Below are 17,313 nucleotides of genomic sequence, written 5' to 3'. Positions count from 1 at the left end.
CGTGACTTCCAGAACGGCGGCGGCATCTGCACCAGCATCGACGCCGATGTCGCGGTCGAAGTGTCCAAGGTGTACTACACAGACCGCGACGTGCGTCTGGTCGGACTGGCGTTCCAGCGAGCCGGCTCGTCGGGCATCGGTCCGATGCTGCCTTACCACGCCTCGGACAAGGCGGTCGCCGCGGAGTTCGACGCACTGGCCAAGGCAGCCGAGCACCAAGCCGAGATGGCGGCGGGCAAGGCACTGGCCGACAAGATGACCAACCGCGGCGATCCTGACAATCTCAAGTGGATCAGTAGGCAGCTCGCCTTGCACGGCTCGGATGGCTACTTCGCCGCAGGGTTCTTCAACGCGCTGTCGGCCGACCAGATCGCCCGGCTCATGGGACACGACGACCAGGCGCTCGCCAACGCGCTGGCGACCGGCGCGGTGGACCAGCGAACCGCGCACAACATCGTCATGGCGCTCGAATGGACGCAGGGCTCGGACTTCTCGCCGCAACACTGGCACATCACCGAGCGCACCCAGCTGGCGGTACTGCAGGCACTGGCGAACAACCGCACCGCCGCACGCAACTTCGCCGACCTGCTGTCCGCGAAGGATCTGCATCGGCTGATCGACCTGTCCCGCGACTCCGACGACGGCAAGGTCTTCAGCCAGGTCTTCAACGTGTTGTCCCAGGCGGCGTTGACCCACGGCACCGACCCGGACGCGATGCGGGCGTTCATGAACCGCGTCTCCGCCGCGATGAAAGGCGTCGACCTCTCGTTCGTTCCCGGTTCCGCCGCCGCGTTGCTGCAGTTCGTGTCCGTCGGAATCGCGGGCTCGGTGGCGGACCCGGGGCCGGGGCGAACCCCGGCCGAGCTCCTGGCGTGGGCGAAGCGCCAGGGCGTGGTCATGGACGAGATCCTCGCCCCGTTCCTCACACGGATCGCCCAGTCCAATGCCGGCCGGGACGCACTGGACAACGCGGTGAACGGCATCCTCGTGGGCTCGCTGCCCAGCATCCTGCCGTGGACCAAGGTCGTGAAGACCGGCTCGACGGTGCTCGACAACATGGTCATAAACGGCCTGCAGAGCTGGACGGGCGTCAAGGACCAGGACCTGTACGCGAAGGTGCTGGGCACGAAGAGGCCCAGCAAGACAGACGCGCTGCAGTTCGCGCAGAGCGCGGTGCGCGGACCAGGCCAGGTCGCGATGTGGACGATGCTCGCCAAGAACGGCTACCTCGTCGACGTGCACAACCGGCCGGTGGACCTCACCTCGGACGGCGGGGGCTCCTCGTCGCCGTTCCTGACCGCGCGGCAGAGCAAGCTCAACGACCTGGCCGCACATCCGGAGAACTACCACCTGAAGGGCGACTCGAACATCGATCTCGAGACGCTCGACAACGACTTCGGCAGCTCCGTCAGTCTCGCCAACCCGGACTCGAGGAGCCTCGCGGCGATCCGCGATGCGAAGTGACCGACAGAAAGGACCGTGTCGACGACGCCTTCCAGAAGCAGCCGAGCCCAAACACCACGAATAGCGAGGAAACAGCACTATGACCACTGTCAAGTCCACCGACTTCGCCCACCAGGAAGCGGCGAAGATGCTCAGTCTGGTCAACACCCAGATGCCGACGATGATCAACCAGCTCAACTCCCACGGGCAGCAGCTGTCCGACCCGAACCACTGGGATGGTCCGCTGGCGCAGCGGTTCCGCGGCGAGGTGTGGCCGCAGGCCAAGGGTGATCTGGACCGGATGCGGACGTCGCTGGAGCAGCTGCAGCAGCAGGTCCAGAAGATCCTGACCAACATCTCGCACGCCGGTGGTGCCTGAACCGCCCGGCGAGGTCCACTCCGCGGGTGGTGGTGCGCCGCAGGGCGCGTCGCACCACCACCGGTGTCTTCGATGAGGATGCGATTGCCATGCCACGCTTGAGGAAGCGCGCCGCGCGCACGCCGGACGGGCGAGAGTTCGAGCCCGAGGACGTGCCCGGCTACCGGAACCTGCGGCCGATCGGACAGGGCGGGTTCAGCGTCGTGTACCGCGCCCGGCAGGAGGCGATGGACCGCGAGGTGGCGCTGAAGGTGGTCACGATCGGGCTCGACGAGGCGGTGCGCCGCCGGTTCCTGCGCGAGGTGTCGCTGACGAGCAGGCTCACCGGTCACCCGAACGTGGTCACCGCACTGGACAGCGGGACCACCCGGTCCGGCCGGCCCTACCTCGCGATGGACCTGCACGACCGCGGTTCGCTCGCGGACCGGCTGGCCGAGCACGGGCCGCTGCCGCCCGCGGAGGTGGCGAAGGTCGGCGCGAAGATCGCCGGTGCGCTGGAGGCCGCGCACCGGGTCGGGGTCGTGCACCGGGACGTCAAGCCGAACAACATCCTGTTGTCCCGCTTCGGTGAGCCGGTGCTGGCCGACTTCGGTGTCGCGTGCCTGCTCGACGACCGGGCGTCGATGACCGCGCACGGTGCGTTCACCCTGCGGCACGCGGCGCCCGAAGTCGTCAACGGCGTCTCGCCGACCGCGGCATCGGACGTCTACTCGCTGGGCTCTTCGCTCTATGAGTTGGTCTGCGGCGAGCCGGCGTTCGAGGGGGGCGGCCAGGAGATGGTCGCGCTCATGCACCGCATCCTCACCGAGGAGCCGGCCCCGCTCGAGTGCCCGGGATCCCCGGAGCTGGCCCGGGTGATCCACCGGGCGATGGCCAAACAGCCCGAGGACCGGTATGCCACCGCCGCTGCCCTCGCAGCGGACCTTTCGACGCCGGTGACCGGCGCGATGGTCACCGGATCCACATCGGACGGTCCGCTCGGAACGCCGGCCGGCGCCGTCCGGCGGCACCGGACGAAGCCTTTGCCGTCGGAGAGAGTCCCCGAGGTCGTGTCACCGTGGTCGGCCGACGGAGATGCCGAGACGTCGGTGCGTGCCGGACGGGATCGAGTGCCGGTCCGGGCTGAGCCGGCCCCGGGCCGCGGCCGGACCGTGGCCGCGGTGTTCGCCGCGGTCGCGGTGGTGGCGGCGGCCGGAGCGGTGGCCTGGCTGAACTGGCCGTCCGGCGACGACACAGCTGAACGGGCCCGTCCGGCGCAGGCCGCGCACACCACGACGGCCGTGGTGAAGCCGTCCGGGCGACCCCGTCACACCACCACGCAGCCGACGGCCGGCCGGCAACCACCACAGGGCGGAGAGGTCGCAGCTCCACCAGACGCGGCCGCCCCCCAGCCGGCCACCGACGCCGCCGGCCAGCCCGCCAAGCCGGCCCCACCCGCCCCGAGTACCCCGGCACCGACGCGGCCGGCCTCCGCGTCGGTCTGCACACCGAACGGCTGCGCCGGCCGGGCCACTTTCGACGCGACCGGTGAGCACCTCATCGTGTGCGACAACAAGGACGACGGCTTCGGCGCGGTCGCCCGGTACACCCGCTCGGACGTCCCCGGTCAGAACAACGACGCCTGGAGCCGCGAGGGAACCGGCAAGTGCATCGACCACAACATGAACATGCCGGAGGGGGCAAGGATCACCTTCCAGGTGTGTCTGGAGGACAACGGCACGCGGGTGTTCAGCTGCAGCGACTTCCGAACCGGCACGTCGTAGCGGAGCCGGGCAGGACGCCGTTGTGGCCGGGGTTGAACGAACACGCGGTACCAACTGGTGCCGCGGCCCCGGGCGTGGTCGACGCCCCGGCACCGGCGAAGGGGCGGCGCCGGCTAAGTTCCATGACAGGAACTCCGTTGAACCACTGACCGTGCGCGTCGTCGGCGTAGATGTCCACGTTGAAGCCTAAGTCCATGTGCTTGCCCGGGTAACCCCAGCCAGCCCGACGCGGCCGTGTTGTCACAGATGCCGTCATCCGTGCAGATTTTCACGGTCGGGGTGTCGCCGAAGAAGTTGTCCGCTCCGGCGAGCGGCGAACCGACCAAGGGAAGCGCTGCTCTACGCGGCAGCCGGACATCGAGTGGTACGACGTCACGGCGATGACGCCCGAACGGTTCGCCGAGCCCGGCTGGGCCCGATCGCCATCGGGTCGTCGTTGCGACCCTACGGCACGGGCTGTCGTACGAGGCCCGCACGGCGGTCCCGGACGCCGCCGACGGCACGCAAGTTCGGTCGCTACTGGCGCGTCATCCGTCCCTTCGCGGGCACAGCATGCGAGCCGTCCTGGCGAGCCTGCGCCGGAACGTCGTCCACGCGGCCCGGTCGGCACGGTGACCATCGGCGCCACTCAGGTGACGTTGGTCGGTGGTCGCCGCCGCGGCCACCCCCAAAGCTGAGAGCGTTCGAGTCCTGCGCTACTACCGGGAGGACGTCATGGGCCCATATGCGAATGACGGTCCGGCTCGCCGACCAGTGGATCACGGCTGGGTGGTGACGGCGTGGGTGCTGCCGCTGGCGGTCGCGATCGGTTTCTCCATCGCGACAGCCGGGTTCGGTGCCATCACCATCCCGTTCGCCATCATGATCGGCTTGATCTCGACCGTGCTGCGTTTCTCCGGGCGCAACAAGTAGCCCGCTGATCCGTGGCTCCGCAGTCGATCCTGGTCAGCCTGTCTCGGATCATCGACTCGGGATCGGGACACGCCACACGACGAGCGTGGCCGCGCCGGGGTGAGTCGTGACGTCCCAGCTTCGGTCGGTCGTGCAGCCTGAGATCGCGATGCGAAGGTCCCGGATGGTGACTTCGCATGGCGGGAGATGGTCGACTTTCCCGCGCCGCTGCCGCCGCCAATCCATCTGACATCCCGAAGACGGTCTCGAACCTCTTCGGCATCGGCCAGCTCTTCGCGCATCGGTGGCACCTTCGTCCCTCGCTCGCGGTCGCATGGTGTGTACCACATCGCTGCGTGTCGCGCGGCCGGCAGATCAGGCTGTTGCGGGACTTTCAGTAGGCGAGGGGACGCGCCGACACCGTTCCGGGTGTCTACTGAAGGTCGACTGGCATAGGACCTGGCGATTGTCGACGGCGGGTGAACGGGTTCTGGTGCTGGCCCGTTTTCGTGATCGAATCGACCCCCCTTGCTGGTCAGGCGGCGTGCAGGATGCGTTTGCGGAGCAGGTCGAAGTTGGCTCGGCCGTACATCTGCCTCTTGATCATTTTGATACGGTTGACGTTGCCTGCCACCGCGCGGAGCTGTGCGGCAGCGTGAGTCCATTGAGGACAGCGTTGTAGTCGCGGCGCACGCCGCGCACGAACCGGTGCAGGTGGGGTAGTTCATCGGGCTTCGATCGCGGCCATCCACTCGTCCAGTTGCTCGGCCTGATCGTCATCCGATCTCACCCACCAAAGAAGATCAACTTGCGTTCTACGGCCATCGGGACCCGGCGCCGCGGCGCCCGATCGCTCGGTGCTACTCACCTGTGCTGCTGCGAGCGGTCCGCGTGGCAGCGAAGTGGGGCATCATCAGTGCCGCTGCGGAGGCGCGGGTGCGTTCGCCCGTGCGGTCGTAGATGTGCTCGAGGTGCTTGCGCACGGTGGCTACTGATATGAACAGTTCCCGGGCGATGTCGGCGTTGCTTCGGCCTTGGTCGGCGAGTTGGAGCACCTCCCATTCGCGCGGGCTGAGCTTCGGAACGCGCTGTTGGCGTCGTCGGGCATCGAGCAAGACGTCGTAGAGATGGGGCTGGAGCAGGCGCAGTACGAGCCGATCGCGTTCGTTGAAGTCGGATCCTGTGTCACGCCAGAGGGAGATCTTGCGATGGCGGCCGGGGGAGGTCGGCAAGGACAGGCCGACGCTGTAGCGGCACCCCAACGGGCCGAAGTACTCGGCGAACAGCGGTTGTTCCCGCAGCTCGCGGAGGCTGTAGAAGTCCGACCAGCGGACGACGCCGACCTGATTGCCGGCACACCCGCCGTGGCGGAACGGCAGGAAGTTGGTGAAGTTTGTCCACATGTCCGCAGAGAAGGGGTTCGGCGGATCGAACCATCGCTGTCCCTCTTCGTAATTCTGGTCGAAGAGGGCGCGGTGGTGCACGAGATCGCCTTCGGTAAAGGTCACCGCATCGCAGCGGATGAGGCCGGCCAACTCGTCCAAGACCGCCCAGGGCAAACCGTCGGTGGGTTCGTCCTGGCGGCCTTCCTCGACCACTGCCATCAGCGTGCGAAGATCGCGCTCGGTGAGGACCTCGGACATGAGGCTCCTCCCATCCAGTCCGACCTCACGCTACGCCGCGGAAAGTCTGCGAGAGACACGCCTGACAACGAGTATCCGAGACAGTACGGGGTGCGCTGGCTCCTCAAGACGAGGAGCGTTCCCGTGGACGCTTCAAAGAGGCGGACTACGCGGAGTCGGGTTGTGCGGAGACATGGGTATGCGCTGGTCTACGGGCAACGGGGTTCCACGACCTACGTGCCAAGCCGGCGCGGTGCTTGGTTCTGTCGCCGACCTGCGGGAGTACGCGGTCTGAAAATACCGGCCGCAGCGGGCAATGTCATCCGCTCGGCTCGTCCGGCTCCATGCCGAGGAGGGCACAGAGGCGCGATTTCATCCTGCTCGCAGCAAAGCTAGCACCGCGAGGACGCGTCGATGGTAGTTGGTGGACTCTGGGATGCCCAGTTTCATGAAGATGTTCCGTACGTGTGTCTCGACGGTTCGCTGGCTCAACTGCAGCTGCGCCGATAGGCCGTGGTTGGAGTGTCCCTCGGCCATCAGCGATAGCACTTCGCGTTCTCGTTCGGTGAGGTCGTTCAGCGGTCCGGCGTCGAACTTGTGTAGTAGCCGCGCGACGATTGTCGGATCGAGTACGCATTCGCCGTCGGCGATTCTGCTTAGGGCGTCAACGAATACCGCGACGTCGGAGATCCGGTCCTTGAGCAGGTAGCCTGCGCGTTCCGGTTGTTGTTCGAGCAGCTGCATGGCGTATCTGGACTCGAGGTGATGTGACAACACGAGGACGCCGGTTGCGGCGAAGCGCTCTCGGATCTGGATCGCGGCGCGCAGGCCGTCGTTGGTGTGGGTCGGTGGCATCCGGATGTCGACAATCGCCACGTCCGGCCTGGCTTTCGTGACTTCCTGGAGCAGTCCGGGCGCGTCACCGGCCGTGCCGACGACATCGAGGCCGACCTCGGTGAGCAGCCGGGCGAGCCCCTCGCGGAGCAGTGTCTCGTCCTCAGCGATCACGATGCGCACGGGAACTCCGCTCTGACGGTGGCGCCCTGCACCGTCAGGGAGCCGTGCACCGCTCCCACCCGGTCCTCGAGGTCGGTGGTTGCGGCGAGGTCGGTGCCGTTCGTGTTGATCGCGATTGTCGTGCGTGCACCGTCATCGGCTGCTTGTACCGTGGCCTCGGTGCAGGCGGTGCGTTTGAGTGTCTCCGCGACGAGCACGTAGGCCGCCTGTTCCACGGACCGGTCGAGCCGTCGGGCGGGGAGTCCGGTGACGGTGAGCCGTACCGGCGAGCGCTCGGCGAGTGCCTCCAGCCCGGCCGCGAGACCGTCCGAGTCGAGGACGGCGGGGCACAGGCCGTGCGCGACCTCGCGCAGATCCGACAGGGTGGCCTGGACTTGCGTTTCCGCGGCCGCCAGCATGCGTTCGTCGACGGGGGATGCCCGCAGCCGCGCGAGCCGGATCGAGAGGGCGAGTGTCACCAGCCGCTGCTGGACCCCGTCGTGGAGGTCGCGTTCGAGCCGGCGGCGTTCCGCGTCACCGATGGCGACGATCCTGGCCCGGGAGGCGCGCAGGTCATCCAGCTTCACCTGGGTCTCGGCCTGCAGCCGTTCGGTGTACAGCGCGAGCCTGGCCAGGGTGGTGAGCTCCTGGACGGCGTCGGGCTCGTCGAGCAGGCCACGGCGGTGCGCGAGCACCGCGACCACCGAGCCGTCGTGCCGCAGTCCGGTGACCACCTGACCAGGCTCCGGCGCTGCCGGGCGGCCATGTGCGTCGACCGTCCGCCCGTCCGCGAGCGGGAACAGGAGGTTCAGTGACGGTTCGTTCAGCATGTCCGCGAACGCCTCGCGTAGCCCGCCGGGGCGTGCCCGGGCGGCGTCCACCACCAGTTGGGCGACGGCGGTCCGCACCCGCCAGGCCTGCCAGCGATCGAATGCGACGCCGCCCGCGACGCCCAGCAACGCCGACGCCTGGCCTAGCCAGAGGGCACGCCCGACCACGTCTGGCCCGGGGAAGCCCGGACCGAGACCGTGCCAGAACCACGCGCCGACGAGACCGAGGTACACCACGCCGGGCAGCAGGACGGGCAGGAGCCGCCGCCGTGCGGCGACAGTCGCCGCGCGAATTCGTCCGCCGAGCAGCACCAGGACCGTGAGTGCCCAGCCGATCAGCAGCGACGACCCGATGTTCAGGCTCCACCACACCACGTCCGGTGCCGACCGCAGGGCCAGCAGGTTGTCCGGACACACCGTGCAGCCCTGCCGGGCCGGCACGAATGCGACTGCGGGAAGCAGTCCCATGGGCACGAATGCGATGGCGTATCCCCACGCCAGCACGACACGCTCGGACCGGCTCGGGGTTCGGGCCGGATAACCGGCGAGTGCGTGCGCGACTAACGGCGGGCACACAGCGTGCAGAAGCAGACCGATCGTGAACACCACTGCCGACGCACCCGGATTGTCGAACTCCACCAGGAACCAGGCCGAACCGGCGGTGAGCAAGGCGAGCCCGAATTGGCGGCCATGCCGTTCCGGATGGGCCAGCACACCGGCGGCTACGAGGCTCCACCCGGCCGCCAGTTCGACGGCGAGGAACGGCCGGGAATGACCGCCGAAGGAATATGGCGTCGAAGCAGTCGCCGTCGCGATGGCGATGATGCTGATCAGCAGCCCGCCGGCCAAGCCGAGAATCCGGGCGCTTCGACCCTTCATTCGAAACATTCTTCCATCTCGGACGCGCAGTCACGACCGGCGCGTGGGACGCGATGAACAGGAGAGCGCACGAAAGAGGTGGCCGTTGTGGGCTGGCGGCATCTGGTGACGACTGTGCTCGTCGGTGTGGCAGTGTCGGGATGCGGCGTCGCGGGTGACAAGGCCGGTGGAAAGGACTCTCCGGAACCGGTCGTGCTCTCGCTCGCACACGCGATCGACGCCGGCGATCTTCGCCCGTTCATCGACCAAGTCGTCCGACTCTCTCAGGGCGCGGTGCGCATCGAGCCGCGCGCCGTGCCGCGCACGGCGGACAAGGACGACAACGCGACGGTGCTCAAGACCGTGGCGACCGGCAGCGCCGACCTGGGAGTTGTGTCCACCATCCTGCCGCCGTCGGGGCTGGAATCCGTGGCGGCGCAGGAGCGGGCGTTCCGCAACGAGTTCATGGTGGACGTCAGGTCGAGCGTGCTCGACAAGATCGGGGTGCTACCCGGGTCACTCGTCAGGCCGGCCGGCGTGACGAGACCCCTACGCGGCCCGGAGAGCTATCGCGGCATCCGGGTGGCCATGCCGTCGGACCCCGATTCACCCAGGATCCTTTCCGCGCTGGGCGCCACCCACGTGCCGAACAATCTTCGTGGCGAGGAAGAGTTCACCGCTGATGCGATCGCGGCGCCGTTGACCGACATCGTGTCGAACGTGTACGACGGCGTGGCCACCACGGTGACGGCGAACGTGGCGCTCGGCTACCAGGCTTTCGCCCTCGTCGCCGGTCCGACCGAACAGCGAGATCTCCTTGTCGCGGCGGCGAGAGCCGCGATACCCGCGTCTTTCGCGCTCCGGCGCAAGGAGGATGGTGCCGCCGTGACCACGCTGTGCCGGCGGGGCCGTGTCGACTTCGTCACGGCCGGAAGCGAGGATCTCACTGCGGTGCGACGGGCATTGGCAACCCTTCCGTCGATGGTCGCGACGTCCGCCGACGCCTTGCCGGCGAAGCTCCCGTCCTGTGCTGATGCCGCCATTGACGGGGCCAGCACGCTGCTCGACGGCGTGTACGCGGCCACGACCGATCGCGGCAGACACCGGATCGTCCTCGCTCGCGGCCGGTTCGACGATCAGGGCCGACGCGGTACCTACACCGTCCACGGCGATCTGGTGGTGCTGAACTACCCGTCGCCGCGGGGCACGATCGTCTACCGGTGGACCCTGGACCACGACGAGCTGACGCTCGTTCCAGTGGCCGGCAGGAATTCACCATCGGCGTGGCGCGTAGCGCCGTGGCGTCGTATCGGCCACGTGCCGGCCGCCGCACGGACACCGGCGGACGGGGTCTACGAGCTCTCGACTGCGGCCGGCGAGTTTCGCTGGACTCTCGATCGCCATCAGCTGCAGCAGACTCGCGACGGCGGGTTGACCTGGGCGCGCGCCAGCTACACGATCACCAGTGACGTCCTCACCGTCACCTATGCCGACATCGGCGGTGAGCCGTTGGTCAGCACCCCGGTTGCACCGGGGGAGACCGTCCGCTACCGGTGGAACCTGTATCGCGGCTGGCTGTGGCTCCGCCCGGTCGGCGGCTCCCCGACGATCTTCGCCGGTGTGTGGCGCCGGATCGGCGATGCGCCATGAGGGGGCGACGCTTCGTCTTCGGTCTGATCGCGGTGTCGCAAGTCGCGCTCGTGGGTGCGGACGTGGCGGGACCGGGCACTGCCGCGTTCACTTCGTTGTCCATTGACGAGCCGCTCGTCGACGGCCACTCCGGCGGTACCTTTCGGCTGGTCTCCCCGGAACCCATCTCGATCGACCCGAGCAACACGGCGAACGGGTACGAGATGCAGGTCACGTCGTACTTGTTCACCGGCTTGGTTACCGTCGCACCGAACGGGGCAGTGTCACGAGGCGTGGCGACCGACTGGACGAAGGACGCCGGATGTGTGCGGTGGACCTTCCACCTCGCCCGGGGGACCCGGTTTCACAACGGCGAGGAAGTGACTTCGCGGTCCTTCAAGCGGGGCTGGAAGCGTGCCGCGAGCGGTAGGGTCGCATGGCTGCTCAAAGGGATCGATACGGTGGACGCCACGGATCCGTACACGTTGCGGGTCGCGCTCGTTCCCGGCGACTGCGAGTTTCTCCAGCGCATGATCCATCCCGTATTCAGCCCGGTCCCGTCGAACGCGGGGCCTGCTGGTAACGACAACTACAACGATCGTCCAATCGGCAACGGACCGTTCAGGATGGGCGGCCCATGGCGGCACAACAGTCACATCAGGCTGGTCCGGTATGACGGCTACCGGCTCGGCAGGAAGGCCAGTCTGGCCGCCGTCGACATCGCCACCAGCATCAACCCTGCCGCGGACTCCTATCGCGCTTTCCGTAGCGGGAAGGCGGACTGGGCTCAGCTGCCGAAACCGGGCCTGCCGTCACCACGGCCAGGTGACGTGCTGGTCCCCACGACCGTCGCCACAGTCAGCTACCTGCTACCCGCGGTGACCACCAAGCCGTTGGACTCGGCACCCGCTCGCAAGGCGATTTCCCTGGCTATCGACCGCGCTGCGATAGCGCGCGAGACTTTCGCCTACCAGCCCACCCCCGCGACAAGCCTCGTCCCCCCACCGGTACGTAGATCGTCCGCCTCCGCGCTGTGCGGCGCCTGCCGCTTCGACCCGGCGGAGGCGCGACGGCTCGCGAAGATCGCCGGACTGACCCGGGGCACGGTGGTGCACTTCCGATACGCCGACCGGGCCCGGCACGAGAAGTGGACCTCGGCCATCAAACGTCAGTTGGAGTCGACGCTCGGCATCACGGTCAACTACTACAACCTGCCGTTCGCCGCCCTGCTCGAGAACGAAGTAGCACCCGGTGTATCCGGCATCACGCTGAGCGGGTGGGGAATGGACTACCCGTCCCCCGGCGACGCCCTCGCGACGTTGCTGTCGACGCGCGAGATCGGCACCTTGGACCCGGCCGAGCCGGCTACCGGCGGCAACGCTGGCCGGTACAGCAACCCGCGCGTGGACCGGCTACTCGACCAGGCGCGGCTGACCGCGAACAAACAGGCACGGGAGATTGTGTACGAGCGGGCGGAGCGGATCGCCATCGGCGCGGACCTCGCGGTCATCCCGCTCTTTTACCACCGGGACTACCGACTGGCGGCGGGTGACCGTTTCGTCAACCTGCGCACGGACTGGTCCGGCAACGCCGACCTGGCGGCGATCTCCCTCAGATAGGGAGCCTGCAGATCACATGGGTGCCGGCGGCTGTCGCCGCATTCACCTGAAGCACACCGCCGAGCGCGGTCACCCGGTCGACGAGACCCTGCAGGCCCGAACCCAACCGCGGGTCCGCGCCGCCGACGCCGTCATCCACCACCTCGACGCGTACCTGGTCGCCGTCCTTCCGCACCCGCACGAGCACCGACGTCGCCTCGGCGTGCTTCAACGTGTTCGCGACGGCCTCCGAACACACGAAGTACGCGGCCGCCTCCACCTCAGGGCGCAGACGGTTGGCCATCACGTCCAGCTCGACTCGGAGCCCGAGGCCACCGGTCAGCTCCGCCAGCGCCGCCGCCAGCCCCGACTCCGTCAGCGTGCGCGGATGCACACCGCGCGCGAAACCGTCCAGCTCGGCCAGCACCATCGCGAGCAACTCACGCAGGTCGGCGTGCTCGACGCCCACCAAGAACTCATCCGCCTTGCGCAGGCGCTGCTCCGCGCCGTCGCGTAGCTCCCGCTCGAGCCGGCGCCGTTCGTCGTCGGCCGCCGCGATGATGCGCCGCCGCGAGGCCTCGACCTCGACAAGACCCCTCCACACCGCCGCCCGCAGCCTCGCGTTGACCAACGCGGTGCCGGCGAGCGCCACGACGTCGGCGACGAGTGCGGCGTCCCCGGCCACTGACACGTCGTGGATGAGCGCACCGAGCCGCTCACCATCGCGGGCCAGGACCGTGAGCGCGCGGTTCGGATCGTCGACGGCCGGCATCTCGACCGGCCGTCCCGCGACGTCGACATAGCCATTCGCCCCCGGTACCCAGTAGGCGAGCCGCGCGGACGGGTCGCCGAGCGCCACCGCCAACCTGGTCTGCAGCGCACCGCCCTGTGCCATGTCGCCGAGATCCAGGGCGAGACCGGTCACCGCGGCCCGCCGCCACGGTCCCCACCGGCTGTCGACGAACACGACGGCGGCGACGAAGATCATGGCGAGTTCGTAGACCCACAACACGAGTTCATCAACATCCGCACCCACGAGCCGAACACTGGCGCCGAGGACCAGCATCGTCCCGACCACCGTCGCACCGACCACGCCGGCGAAGCGGGCCCGCCGTTCCGCCGTCGTCGACCGCGCCTGGGCGACCAACACGGTGCTGACCAACGCAACACCGAGGCCCGCAGAGACCCAGTCGTTGCGTCCCAACGGGTACACAACGGCGGTGACGTAGCCGGCGACCACGACAACACGGGCAGACCACCCTCGAGGACGACCGGACGGGTACCCGACCAGCAGGTGCACGAGCGGGCCGCGATGCAGGAAGAGGAGCGCGGTCGCGTAGTCACCCGCGAACCACGTGAGACCGCAACCGACCATGAGCCCTGCTGTCCGCTGGTCGCGGACGGACAGTCCGCACCAGACGAACGCGAGCCCGACGAGAAGATCGACCGGCCCGAGTGGAGTCTCAAACACCCCGGCGGCTAGCTCGGCGCCCACGCCGAGTGGCACGGCCAGTGCCCCTGCGAGCAATCGCGGCATCCGCATCCCCTCACCTCAGCAGCTCGGTCAAAGCGGCCGCGGAGAACTCGCTCTTAGGCAGGAAACCCAACGCCGGGCTCGCGGCGACCCGCCTGCGCTGGGCGGGGTCGTCGCTGACGGAGATGAACACGATCACGGGCAGGCAATCGATTTCCGCCAGGCGGCCAGCGACGTCGAACCCGTCGAGGTCCGGCAGGTTGACGTCCAGCGATACGAGCTCTGGCCGGATGCGGACGATCCCCGCCAGCGCCAGGTGACCGTCGGCTGCCTTGCCGACCACGTCAAACCCTGCCTGCTCCAGCGCGCGCCGTGCGACCGCCCGGAATGGCTGGTGATCATCGACGATGAACACACGAGTGGCCATCCGACGATGGTCGCACAGCACGGCCCGGATTGGGATCCGTGCCACCACTGACATTCAGCCGCGCAAGTTACGGGTGCGCACGGATGGCACATGGCCTCCCGCCACCAAGAATCGGTCTTGCGAATGGTTAGGAGCAAAGCGATGACGAACAGCAGTACGGCGGTGGAACTCGTCAGGTGCGCCTGGATGGCGACGAGTCGGCGTGGCGCGCCATCGTGCGGGCGTACAGCCCACTCGTGCGGTCGGTATGCCGCCGTCACGGTTTCGGCGGCGCTGTCGCGGAGGACATCTGCGCGACGGTGTGGCTACGGCTTGTTGGCCGAGTCGGAACCATCCGCGAGCCGGCTGCGCTAACGGGATGGTTGGCCACCAGCGCCCGCCGGGGATGCCTGCGACATATGCGGAATCGGAAGCGGGAACACCTCACAGCCGAGTTGAGGGAGACTGTTGCGACCACGGTGCCTTGCGCGGTACTCGGGATGCCGGTCTGTGCCATCGGACCGACCCGCCAGCGGTGTCTGACTCGCATGCGCCGCTCCCCGGCATTGTCCACGTTGCTGCGCAGCCAGCCATAAGGATCGGTTTCGCAGGCACCAGCTTCTGCCCGTGTGACCGTCACGGTAATCCGCGCGCCGGCGCAGATATAAGCCTGAAAACCAATATATCGAAACGAAATGCACCCGCGAGATTTTCATGCACGGACAAGCAATAGAACGAGGAGAAGTGATCCCAATGCGCCGATCAGCCATTTTTGTCGCGGTACCGCTAGTCGCGGTCCCCGTCATCACCGCCGTCATGCTCGTTGGTGGAAAGGTGGAGCAGCCCGGCCGGCCCGCCTCAGACCCGACCGTCGGCCGGACCGTGTGCACCGAGGATGTCGGCTGCCCGCAGGGGTTCAGGCGTCCGCTCGAGTGCTGACCGTTCCACGCGGGCGCCGCCGACGGCGCGGCGGCACGCGCTCGATGTGTAACGTCTCGACATGCTCTTTCCGCGACGCGCGCCATGTCATGCCCGTTGACCCGGTGGCCCGAACGGATCGCCGGGTCCGCCACCCGCGGCACCGCGCCAGTGATCGGGTCAGCACCCGACGACGCTCAGGCATGGCGCGCCTGCGTCTTCGCGTCCCTTAGTACGTCGTATCCGACGAACGTGAACATGCGCGTGCCCAGGGCAAGTTGCTGCGGTTGGCGGGTGAAACGGTGTACGCCGACGCCGAAGTCCACGTTCGGCTCCGACAGCCACCGGCGCTCGAAGCCGCGCTCCTCGAACCACTTGCATATCAACGGAACTCGGTCCGGAGCGCCGCGGTGGCGGGTCCAGATCACGGTGCCGCCTGTTCTGCACAACTGAGCGCAGACGCCGACGGTCCGCTCGATGTCCTCATCGGTGATGTTGCCGAACACCCCGCAGACCAGAACGAGGTCCGCCGGCACGACGTCCCGGTAATGATCAGTGAGCGAGGCATCAGCCGTCACCACCTCCACCCCCGGCAAGCGAGCCGCTCCGGCCGCTTCCTCGGCAACCGCGGTGTTCCGGGCGTCCAATTCCACCAAGCGTGCTCGGACGTCACGTCGGCGTGGGTGGTTGGCCAGCACTCCCAGCAAGTCACGCCCCTGGCCGGCGCACAGGCTGATCACCTGCAGCGCCCCGGACGGGCTGTTGTCCAGCACGGTCCGGATCTGCTGCTGAACGACCTGCAGCCGTCGCGCCAACCCCGACTCAGGAAGCTCGTATCTGTCGTGCCATGTTCGCCAGTCCACGGACGAACCCTATGGCGGCCTTACGTGACGGGCGACCGGATTTGCCACCGGCGACCAGCGGTGCACGAGCCGCTCGAGGAACCGCGCGGTCAGGGAGTCGCGTTTGGACAGTCCGGCGAGCAAGGTCGCGCTCACCTCGCGGTCGCCTGGCCAGCCGCTGAAGCGCCTTGCGAGCTCCTCTGTAACTACTAGTATGTACACATGACCGCCGTTAGTACTCGGGATCGGCTCGTGGAAACCATGCAGGCTCTGCTCTGGGAGCGCGGCTATGCCGCGGCGAGCCCGCGCGTCGTGCTCGAGCGGGCCCAGGTCGGGCAGGGCAGCATGTATCACCACTTCGCCGGCAAGGAGGCGCTCGCCGTCACCGCGTTCGAACGCAGCGCGGACGCGCTGGTCGACAGGGCCGCCCGGGTGCTACGCGACGGCGGTGACGCCGTCGCGGGGTTGCGTGCGTACCTGGACCTGCCGCGCGACGCGCTGCGCGGCTGTCCGGTGGGCCGGATGGCCGCTGATGCGCAGGTGCTCGAGTCCGCTGTCCTGCACGAGGTGCTGGCCAGGACGTTCGGCCGCGTCCGGGCGCTGATCGTGGAGGTGATCGCGGACGGCGTGCGGCGGAGCGAACTGAATTCGGGCATCGACCCGGCGGACCTGGCCGACAGCATTCTGGCCGTGGTGCAGGGCGGTTACGTCCTGGCGCGCGCGTCCGGCGACCAGGCACCGTTCGACCGCGCCATTCGCGGTGCCCGGACGCTCCTGGAGCTCGCCCGAGAGGAGACGAACCCGTGAGAGGGCTCGACACGACCCCGGCGACCGTGACCAACAGCACGTGCGTCACCGGGTCGATGCCGGCGGTGTCGCGATGACCACCGCGGCGGAACGCATCCGGGACAGCCAGCTGATCATGCAGTACCCGATCACGCTGCCCACCGACTACGACATGGACATCATCCGCGAACGGGTGCGTACCCGCGGCGCCGCGCTCGACGACCGCGCCGGGCTCATCTGCAAGGCCTACTGCATCCGCGAGACCGGCGTGCACGCCTCACCGGTCAACCAGTACGCACCGTTCTACCTGTGGGCCGACGCCGCGGCCGCCGCCGACTTCCTCTGGCACGGCACCGGATTCGACGGCATCGTCCGCGACTTCGGCCGCCCCACGGTACGGACCTGGCTGCCCGAGATCCGCGTTCTGGGTCCCGCACCCGCGAACGCGGTCACCCACGCACTCCTGCATACCGAGCCGATCGCCGGCGACACCGACCTCGTCCGTGCGGGTACCGAGCTCACGACGCGAATCACCGCCCGCCACCGGGACGACCGCGTACACCTCGCGCTCGGTGGCATCGACCCCACGACATGGCAGACGGTCGAGTTCGTGACCGTCACCGACCCCGACCAGTTCGCTGTGACCGCAACCGCCGAAATCTTCGACGTGCTGCACATAAGCCAACCGGCGCCGTGGTCGTGAGCCTTACGGCCACTTGTTGCGGGCGTGCGGACCAAGTGCTTCCGCCGCATTTGGTGATCTTGGGTTGGGTAATCGGTCGATCTCGTGGTGACCGATGACGATCTTGACACATGGGTGCGGGGCTTGCGGGGCCGTTCGTCCAAGTGGCGGGGCCGGCTGTACCGGGTCGAGCCCC

General features: G+C 68.2%; 15 protein-coding genes. 9 read left to right on the top strand and 6 right to left on the bottom strand.

What is annotated here, in order from left to right:
• The 4 genes from VH969_RS19255 to VH969_RS19240 all read left to right on the top strand — a co-directional run.
• Nucleotides 1–1,464: hypothetical protein (locus tag VH969_RS19255; RefSeq protein ID WP_331976114.1), on the top strand; the 1,464-nt coding region annotated here is incomplete at its 5' end.
• Nucleotides 1,465–1,543: 79 nt separating this feature from the next.
• Nucleotides 1,544–1,822 carry a hypothetical protein gene (locus VH969_RS19250; protein ID WP_331976112.1) on the top strand — a complete coding sequence of 93 codons (279 nt, stop codon included), beginning with the start codon at nt 1,544–1,546 and terminating at the stop codon, nt 1,820–1,822.
• An 89-nt stretch (nt 1,823–1,911) separates the two neighbouring features.
• Nucleotides 1,912–3,585 (top strand): serine/threonine-protein kinase, encoded by a 1,674-nt coding sequence (locus tag VH969_RS19245; protein WP_331976110.1) that lies wholly within the window; start codon nt 1,912–1,914, stop codon nt 3,583–3,585.
• 645 nt (nt 3,586–4,230) lie between these two features.
• Entirely contained in the window at nt 4,231–4,497 is a 267-nt protein-coding gene (locus VH969_RS19240) for a hypothetical protein (RefSeq protein WP_331976108.1), read from the top strand.
• Between the two features lie 839 nt (nt 4,498–5,336).
• On the opposite strand, the gene VH969_RS19235 is transcribed toward VH969_RS19240, so the two are convergent.
• The 3 genes from VH969_RS19235 to VH969_RS19225 all read right to left on the bottom strand — a co-directional run bounded on the left by VH969_RS19235 (nt 5,337) and on the right by VH969_RS19225 (nt 8,803).
• Nucleotides 5,337–6,119, bottom strand: coding sequence for a LuxR C-terminal-related transcriptional regulator (locus tag VH969_RS19235; RefSeq protein WP_331976106.1), 783 nt, complete (start codon nt 6,117–6,119; stop codon nt 5,337–5,339).
• 351 nt (nt 6,120–6,470) lie between these two features.
• Nucleotides 6,471–7,115 carry a LuxR C-terminal-related transcriptional regulator gene (locus tag VH969_RS19230; protein ID WP_331976104.1) on the bottom strand — a complete coding sequence of 215 codons (645 nt, stop codon included), beginning with the start codon at nt 7,113–7,115 and terminating at the stop codon, nt 6,471–6,473.
• Nucleotides 7,103–8,803 carry a sensor histidine kinase gene (locus VH969_RS19225; protein WP_331976102.1) on the bottom strand — a complete coding sequence of 567 codons (1,701 nt, stop codon included), beginning with the start codon at nt 8,801–8,803 and terminating at the stop codon, nt 7,103–7,105. Before VH969_RS19225 ends, VH969_RS19230 begins: the two co-directional genes overlap by 13 nt.
• A gap of 87 nt (nt 8,804–8,890) precedes the next feature.
• Here VH969_RS19225 and VH969_RS19220 point away from each other — a divergent pair, with 87 nt between their 5' ends.
• On the top strand, nt 8,891–10,432 hold the full coding sequence (locus VH969_RS19220; RefSeq protein ID WP_331976100.1) for a hypothetical protein: 1,542 nt from the start codon (nt 8,891–8,893) through the stop codon (nt 10,430–10,432).
• On the top strand, nt 10,429–12,030 hold the full coding sequence (locus tag VH969_RS19215; RefSeq protein WP_331976098.1) for an ABC transporter substrate-binding protein: 1,602 nt from the start codon (nt 10,429–10,431) through the stop codon (nt 12,028–12,030). Before VH969_RS19220 ends, VH969_RS19215 begins: the two co-directional genes overlap by 4 nt.
• On the opposite strand, the gene VH969_RS19210 is transcribed toward VH969_RS19215, so the two are convergent.
• Together VH969_RS19210 and VH969_RS19205 are read right to left on the bottom strand one after the other, a co-directional pair.
• A complete protein-coding gene (locus VH969_RS19210; protein WP_331976096.1) occupies nt 12,023–13,546 on the bottom strand; it encodes a sensor histidine kinase in 1,524 nt (507 codons plus the stop codon). The two genes, VH969_RS19215 and VH969_RS19210, sit on opposite strands and share 8 nt — an antisense overlap.
• Nucleotides 13,547–13,556: 10 nt before the next feature.
• Nucleotides 13,557–13,910, bottom strand: coding sequence for a response regulator (locus tag VH969_RS19205; RefSeq protein WP_331976094.1), 354 nt, complete (start codon nt 13,908–13,910; stop codon nt 13,557–13,559).
• Nucleotides 13,911–14,086: 176 nt separating this feature from the next.
• Between VH969_RS19205 and VH969_RS34560 the strand changes: the two genes are divergently transcribed.
• Nucleotides 14,087–14,485 carry an RNA polymerase sigma factor gene (locus VH969_RS34560; RefSeq protein WP_414638570.1) on the top strand — a complete coding sequence of 133 codons (399 nt, stop codon included), beginning with the start codon at nt 14,087–14,089 and terminating at the stop codon, nt 14,483–14,485.
• Nucleotides 14,486–15,004: 519 nt separating this feature from the next.
• On the opposite strand, the gene VH969_RS19200 is transcribed toward VH969_RS34560, so the two are convergent.
• The gene (locus VH969_RS19200) at nt 15,005–15,670 is read right to left on the bottom strand and encodes a class I SAM-dependent methyltransferase (RefSeq protein ID WP_331976092.1); all 666 of its coding nucleotides are present in this window, start codon (nt 15,668–15,670) and stop codon (nt 15,005–15,007) included.
• Between the two features lie 240 nt (nt 15,671–15,910).
• On the opposite strand from VH969_RS19200, the gene VH969_RS19195 reads away from it, so the two are divergent.
• Together VH969_RS19195 and VH969_RS19190 are read left to right on the top strand one after the other, a co-directional pair.
• Entirely contained in the window at nt 15,911–16,456 is a 546-nt protein-coding gene (locus VH969_RS19195) for a TetR/AcrR family transcriptional regulator (protein WP_331976090.1), read from the top strand.
• Between the two features lie 73 nt (nt 16,457–16,529).
• Nucleotides 16,530–17,138 (top strand): DUF4865 family protein, encoded by a 609-nt coding sequence (locus VH969_RS19190; protein ID WP_331976088.1) that lies wholly within the window; start codon nt 16,530–16,532, stop codon nt 17,136–17,138.
• Nucleotides 17,139–17,313: the final 175 nt, after the last annotated feature.

It is taken from the genome of Actinophytocola sp. (assembly GCF_036555685.1).
Lineage (GTDB): Bacteria > Actinomycetota > Actinomycetes > Mycobacteriales > Pseudonocardiaceae > Actinophytocola.
Note: the sequence above shows the minus strand (reverse complement) of the source record. Positions and strands in the feature narration are given on the sequence as shown.

Coding starts and splice junctions, on each gene's coding strand:
- VH969_RS19250 (WP_331976112.1), top strand. CDS start 1,544: ATGACCACTGTCAAGTCCACCGACTTCGCCCACCAGGAAGCGGCGAAG.
- VH969_RS19215 (WP_331976098.1), top strand. CDS start 10,429: ATGAGGGGGCGACGCTTCGTCTTCGGTCTGATCGCGGTGTCGCAAGTC.
- VH969_RS19235 (WP_331976106.1), bottom strand. CDS start 6,119: ATGTCCGAGGTCCTCACCGAGCGCGATCTTCGCACGCTGATGGCAGTG.
- VH969_RS19225 (WP_331976102.1), bottom strand. CDS start 8,803: ATGAAGGGTCGAAGCGCCCGGATTCTCGGCTTGGCCGGCGGGCTGCTG.
- VH969_RS19210 (WP_331976096.1), bottom strand. CDS start 13,546: ATGCCGCGATTGCTCGCAGGGGCACTGGCCGTGCCACTCGGCGTGGGC.
- VH969_RS19195 (WP_331976090.1), top strand. CDS start 15,911: ATGCAGGCTCTGCTCTGGGAGCGCGGCTATGCCGCGGCGAGCCCGCGC.
- VH969_RS19205 (WP_331976094.1), bottom strand. CDS start 13,910: ATGGCCACTCGTGTGTTCATCGTCGATGATCACCAGCCATTCCGGGCG.
- VH969_RS19245 (WP_331976110.1), top strand. CDS start 1,912: ATGCCACGCTTGAGGAAGCGCGCCGCGCGCACGCCGGACGGGCGAGAG.
- VH969_RS19190 (WP_331976088.1), top strand. CDS start 16,530: ATGACCACCGCGGCGGAACGCATCCGGGACAGCCAGCTGATCATGCAG.